This is a genomic window from Paenibacillus sp. 01T422, assembly GCF_056398785.1.
On sequence record NZ_JBFTQB010000325.1, the window covers coordinates 1 to 6434 of the forward strand.

Sequence of the window (6434 nt, forward strand, 5' to 3'; positions counted from 1 at the left end):
GCGTTAAGTACTATAAAGAGATGTAGTAAATCGATCATCGATCAGTGGCGAGAAAATCAGATCATAATCACAAAATAAGAAACCGGACCCTTAAGGGCCCGGTTTCTTATCCATAAATCCCAGCTCGCAGCAGCGCTTGCGTGTACGCCGTCTTCGGCTCATCGAGTAGCAGCCGTGCATCACCCATCTCTTGAATGACGCCGTCCTTCATGACGGCGACCCGGTCAGCGAAGCCAGCAATCGTCTCCAGCCGATGCGTAATATAGAGCATCGTCATCCCTTCCGATTGCTTCAACGACAACAACAGCTGCTGCAGCTCATGCTCAGTGGAAGGGTCAAGCGCCGATGTGATTTCATCGGCCACCAGCAGCTGCGGCGACATGGAGAGCGCTCTCGCCACGGCGATTCGCTGCTTTTGCCCGCCGGAGCATTCGAACGGGTACCGCTCCAGAAAATCAGCGGGCAGCATCACCTTGCCGAGCAGCGCCTCGGCTCGGGCATAGGCTTGCTTACGCGGTAACCCGCTCAAGCGCAGCGGTTCCGTGACAATGTCTTTGACACGCCAGTAAGGATTCATGGAGCGGTCCGGATTCTGAAAGACGATCTGCATGCGCGAGGTCGGCACGTTCTTCTGGTCATCCACCCACTTGATCGAGCCGCTAGTCGGATGCTGCAGGCCCACGATCAACTCGGCCAAAGTCGACTTGCCCGAGCCGCTTTCTCCGATCAAGGCGAAAATTTCGTTCTCCTGTATCGTGAACGTGACGTCATCCACCGCCTTGACGACCTGATCCTTCCGGCTGCCTCCATAATGTTTGGACACCTTCTCTAAGTGCAACAATGTGCTCCCCTCCCGCCAATTGATTAAACCACAGCAGCTTGCTGAAACAACTGCTTCCCGTTATGTAAATAGCACTGCTTCTGCTCGCCTTGAAGCTGAACACCGTCTTGCAGCACGATGATTTGATCTGAAATATGCAGCGCTGCTGGCAAATCGTGCGTGATGAGCAGCAGCGTCAGCTGGTGCTCTTTCACCTTGCTCACAAGCAGGTCGAACACTTCCCGCTTCACAATTGGGTCCAAAGCGCCCGTCGGCTCATCGGCAATGAGCACCTTCGGTTTATTCACTAGCGCCAGCGCGATCAAGGCTCTGCTAAGCATACCGCCGCTTAATTGATGCGGATATAATGCCAAGATATGTTCGCCCAGCTGCACTTCAGCCAAAGCCGCAACAGCTGCCGCACGCTTCTCGCTTAGGCTCGTTTGCAGCCGCATCGTTTCATAGAACTGCGCGCCGAGCGTCATAATTGGATTAAAGCTGCTCCTCGGATCCTGGAAAATGTAAGCAGCATCTCCCCATCGCTGCAGGGAACTTGGCTCGCCATCAGGTTGATACATGACATGACCGTTCACGACGATGCTTCCACTCACCGATTCGCTAGGCGTTAAGCCATAAAGGGTGCGTGCCATCGTTGTTTTACCGGAGCCAGACTCGCCCACCAGGGAAGTAATCTGACCCTTTTTCACATCAAAGGAGATTGGACAAATGATCGTAGTTGCGCCATACGTTACTTGTAAATCACGAACAACTACAGCGTATGACTGGTCTCCCTCCATCCGCTGCGGCATGGACGCCTTTCGCTTGACCCGGCGTTCTTTCCCAGGAATCTCTACTCCGCTGCGATTCACCGTCACTACTTTTTCCCCAATCAGCGCAAGCGCAATGGTCACGAATAGAATGACCAAGGCAGGCGGCAGAATCATCCACTGCCACGCATCGTTCAAAAAGGTTTGCGTACGCGAGAAAGCGTCCTGAAGCATTTTAYCTAAGGAGACTGTGCTAGGATTCCCTACACCCAGAAATGACAAGCTGGCTTCCATCGCAACCGCTGATTGGAAAGCGATAATGAATTTCGTACGCACCAATGGCCAAATGAAAGGCAGCAAATGATGGTACAACACATACCAGGTTTTCCCCTGATACAGCTGGGCGGCTTTGACAAACTCTCTTTCTTTTAAAGAAAGCACCGAAGCCCGAATCAGCTTCATATATCCCGGCCAAGTAAGCAAACTTAGGGTTAAAATGAGCTGCCAAGTCCCTCCTCCAGTGAAAGAAGCGACAATGAGAATAAGAAGCAGCGACGGCAGCACTAGCATCATATTCGCTAATCCGTTAATTGCCAGCCCCAGTTTGTTGGAATAGCCGGATAGCAATCCTAGACTTGCACTTAAGAAGGTGCTGATGATGGCCACCATAAGGCCAATGTAGAGCGTAGTTCTAGTACCATGCAGAAGCTGGATGAAAATGTCCTGACCAATGGCATTCGTTCCAAGCCAGTACTGTTTGGACGGCGGCAGCAGCCGCTCAGCATCAATCGCAAAAGGAGAAGCCGTGATGAACAGAGGCATGACAACGGCAAACACGACAAACAAACCGAACAACAACATGCCCACGCGCTGTGACGCCGTAAGTTTGGTCAGCCATGACTTCATCTCTGCACACCTCGATTCCCAGCAATTCGCGGATCCAAATAAGGATAAATCAGATCGGCGATCCAATTAAGTAAAAGCACAATCAGCGTCATCATCAAAAATAAGCCGTGCAGCATCGGATAGTCGCGCCCCAGAATAGCTTCCTGCAGCAGCTTCCCAACACCTGGGTAGGCAAACACGGTTTCCACCAGAATGGAACCTGCCATCAGCGCACCCATGCGAATGATAATCAAGGTGACCAGCGGCAAGGCCGCATTGTGGGCGATATGCCGGAACAGGATGCCGGAGGTCCTTATCCCCTTTGCCGAGGCAAATTCAATATAAGGTTCATGGCGAACACGAACCGCCTCATTGCGCATGAGCAAATAGATGCTCGCTACGCTTCCCAGCGTCAATGTGAATGCTGGCAGCACGGCATGCCGAGCAATATCCAGCGCATGATCGAGCCATAGGTCAGAGCGCATAAACGCAGTTTTGGCGCCGCTCAGCGGAAACCATTTGACTTTGACCGCCATCGCAATAAGCAGCACCATCCCGATGAGAAACTCGGGAATTGTGCTTAAGCCCAGCATCGATAAGAACAAGCCGCGATCAGTTCTGCCAGGATAACGCCAGGCCGAGTATAACCCGGCGAGCAGCCCAATGACGATTGAACACAAGCTTGCGATGCCGAGAATTAACAATGTCCACGGTAAACGTTCCAGTATAATGTCGTACACAGGCGCCTTATACAGAATCGAGGAACCGAAATCAAAGGTAAAAAGGCCTTTCATATAGGCTATAAATTGTGCGCCTAGGGAATCGTCCAAATGATAATACTGCTGCATCGCTGCCTTTTGCGCTTCCGTCAAAAAGACCGCGCCATCTTCGCCGCCGCCCGCAATAGACTCAATGGGCCCCCCCGGCAGGAGCCGAGGAAGCCAGAAATTGAGTACAATCACAAATACCAGAACCAAGAGGTAAGAACGGTATTTATTATTTTTTGACATTGATTAAAAACGCCTTGTTTTCCCACAGCGGCATGCCGTCCGCGATTCCGCCGTACGTATTTTTCCATCCGTCGAACTTGTCTGCTTTATGAATCTCATAGAACGGGCGGTGATACAGGACAAGCGTAGGCAGCTCTTCCGCTAAAATATCCTGCATTTGGTTCACAATCTCATGACGTTTGGTTTCATTCATTTCTTGCATTTGCTGATCAGCAAGCTTGTGGAACTCATCCAGCTTCAAGCTTTTCCCGCGCGATGAATACGCATTAGCCGCTTTACCGGAGAACCATAAGCGCAGATAGTCAGGGTCTCCGCTCGCGCCGACATGACCGGTTATCGCAATATCATACTTATTCTCGCCCAGTGCCGTAGTGAATGCGGCCGTGTCCAGCTGCACCAGAGTTAATTCAATGCCTACTTTCTTCAGCATCTCTTTCATCATTGTCGCATCCGGCATCGCCGAGGAAGTCATCAATTTCAGCTTCAAGTCCTCGCGAACMCCGCTCGCATTTTTCTTGTAGCCGAGCTCATCCAGAATTTTCTCCGCTTGAGCAGTGTCATAGCCGTACTGCTTCACTTTCGCGTTATACCAAGGAGAGTCGGTTGGCACCACACCAGCGCTGCCTACCATCGGCTTCCCGCCTGTAACTTTTGCCGAAATTTCTTCACGGTTAAGCGCATACGCCAGTGCTTGACGCAAGCGTTTGTCACCTAGCTGAGGATGCTCCAAATTGAACGAAATACGTACAACACTACCAGTCGGCTCACTATTAATCGTTTTAAGTCCCGCTTTCTCAGCCGTCTGAACGTCGGCATAGCTAGCGCTATAGGTCTCATCAATTTCACCGTTTTGCAGTGCCAACAGTTTATTCGATGCAGTGACATATGCGATTTCCTTCACCAACACCTGACCTTTGAAAAACTTATCGTTCGCCGTGTACAAATACTGACCGGAAGCAGAATCATACTTGGTCAACTTGTATGGACCTGTTCCAATCAATGCAGCGGGATCGCGGTATTCTGCTGGCTTCGTAACCTTTTCCCAGACATGCTTCGGAATGATTGGCACAATACCGACTAAGTCGCTGAGGAATGGGGCGTATTTATTATTAAGCGTAAATTTCACCGTCAAATCGTTGACTTTTTCAACGCTTTTAATCTGGCCAATGTCGCCGTTCCAATTAAACGGATATGTTTTGTAGTAGTTGAAGCTGAATACAACATCGTCCGCTGTGAATGGCTGATCGTCATGCCACTTCACATTCTCCTCCAGCTTAAACGTATACGTCAGACCATCGCTGGATACTTCCCACGATTTGCCCAGCCAAGGGATCACGCCTTTGTCATCTTTCCAAGTTAACGTGTCGAAAATAAATGAGTTGCGCAGGTATCCGAAAGGACCCGATGAGCTAAAAGCAAACGGAGACGGATAGCCGCTATTACTGCCTGCAATTTTAAGCAAATCCACCGTCTTAGCCGCAGGAGCCTCAGCGCTAGCTGCTGGAGTTGCTTGGGCCGGGGAACTGCTCGGTGCAGCACCTTCCTGTTTGCCTGACGTACATCCGGTCAGGAGCGCAAGTAAACTTGCCATCGTTAACGCCGTAAGTTTAATTTTTGTATTCAACATGCCTCTATTCTCCTCATTATAAATTCCTGTTACATGCGACCGTTTGCCAGCCAAGGCAAAAAGCCGTCTAAAAATCGTTCCGTAGCTGGCATAAAATACGAACCGTAATGATACTCCGGGTCCAGTGTCGTCATCACGAGGGTCCCCGGCGTGCTTTGTTTATCCAAATAAAGAATAGAACCGTCATTATCGATATCGATTAGCGACTCAACCTTATGCTCGGGGAAGAAAACACCGTGATAATGCCAGGTTGCATCCTCCAGCTGAATATGGCTGAACAGATCGTGACTTGGGCTGCTCACAGCCAAACCACTTTTGGCGCCGGGTTCCAGCCACCACCAGAAATTGGTCGGTCGATGTTCCCAACCGTGACCACTGAACCAACCATTAGGTTGTGCGCCCAAGGCCACCACAACCTTGCCGCTGTTCAGAAACTCATGAATTTGCGGCATATGACGCGTCACCAAACCTTGATGAATCTGCGAAGGAATGATCAGCACGTCGTATTCATGAAGATTGATGTCAGCCAGCTTCGGCAAATACAACAGATCAGTAATGTACTGGCGATATTTCGGTTCTGTAAAAGAACGGTGCTGATGCGAGCTGCCTGTGTAAAGTACAGCAATCTTTCTCATAGGTAGGCCCTCCTTAGCTGCAGCCTTTCATGCTCTTCATACAGGAAGCGATGGAACTGCTCCCCGATGCGGCCTGTACTTGTATCCGGCTGGCGGTAGCTCAGAAGATTGCGCCCGGCATGAACGATGATGGTACCTTCACTGCTATGGCGGTCAATATACGTAATCGGCTCTTCTCCGGCAAGCCTCAGCAGAATTTCTGCGCCTTCTGGCACCGGATGGTGGCCACGGCTGAAAAAGCCCGCAACCCCTTTGTTATACGTCATTTCTTCGGAACGCACACCTTCAAAAATCGGATGATCCCCCACTGTTACCAGATAGTCATGGTGGCTATGTATCGGTTTCGGAATAAAAGGCGATGCCCCTGGAATCCAGGAGCGGAACAAGTGCCCACCGAAGGACAAAATATTGCCCTGGTCTAAAAAGGCGCGAATCCGAGCTTGTTGCTGGGCCATAAGCTCCTGATCGATAAACTCATCGATGATGAGGAACTTGTGCCCCGCTCCAAGCAAATCGTACGAAGGCAGGTCATATTGATCCAGCACCTTCGCCCCAGGATTACTTTCTCCTACGCGAACCGTCGTTTCACTGAAGATGGCACCCGAATCTAGCAATAGGAAGTCAAATGCTGCAAGCTTCGTCATGACAGGCGTTTAACCTCTAACAACTCATCTTGCGGCAGTGCAAGGG

The 6434-nt window shown here is 50.6% G+C and carries 6 protein-coding genes; all 6 read right to left on the bottom strand.

Annotation, left to right across the window (positions count from 1 at the left end; genetic code table 11):
* Positions 1–106: 106 nt before the first annotated feature.
* Genes AC1DUA_RS18680 through AC1DUA_RS18705 form a run of 6 tightly spaced genes read right to left on the bottom strand, consistent with a single transcriptional unit; the run spans position 107 to position 6388 of the window.
* Complete coding sequence (locus tag AC1DUA_RS18680) at positions 107–841, bottom strand: ABC transporter ATP-binding protein (protein WP_477501202.1); 735 nt, start codon at positions 839–841, stop codon at positions 107–109.
* Positions 842–864: 23 nt separating this feature from the next.
* Positions 865–2493 (bottom strand): ATP-binding cassette domain-containing protein, encoded by a 1629-nt coding sequence (locus tag AC1DUA_RS18685; protein WP_477501203.1) that lies wholly within the window; start codon positions 2491–2493, stop codon positions 865–867.
* A complete protein-coding gene (locus tag AC1DUA_RS18690) occupies positions 2490–3482 on the bottom strand; it encodes an ABC transporter permease (protein WP_477501204.1) in 993 nt (330 codons plus the stop codon). Before AC1DUA_RS18690 ends, AC1DUA_RS18685 begins: the two co-directional genes overlap by 4 nt.
* On the bottom strand, positions 3469–5109 hold the full coding sequence (locus tag AC1DUA_RS18695; RefSeq protein ID WP_477501205.1) for an ABC transporter substrate-binding protein: 1641 nt from the start codon (positions 5107–5109) through the stop codon (positions 3469–3471). The genes AC1DUA_RS18690 and AC1DUA_RS18695 overlap by 14 nt, the downstream gene beginning before the upstream one ends.
* Before the next feature lie 29 nt (positions 5110–5138).
* Entirely contained in the window at positions 5139–5744 is a 606-nt protein-coding gene (locus AC1DUA_RS18700) for a hypothetical protein (RefSeq protein ID WP_477501206.1), read from the bottom strand.
* Positions 5741–6388 carry a phosphate starvation-inducible protein PhoH gene (locus AC1DUA_RS18705; protein ID WP_477501207.1) on the bottom strand — a complete coding sequence of 216 codons (648 nt, stop codon included), beginning with the start codon at positions 6386–6388 and terminating at the stop codon, positions 5741–5743. The genes AC1DUA_RS18700 and AC1DUA_RS18705 overlap by 4 nt, the downstream gene beginning before the upstream one ends.
* Between the last annotated feature and the right edge of the window lie 46 nt (positions 6389–6434).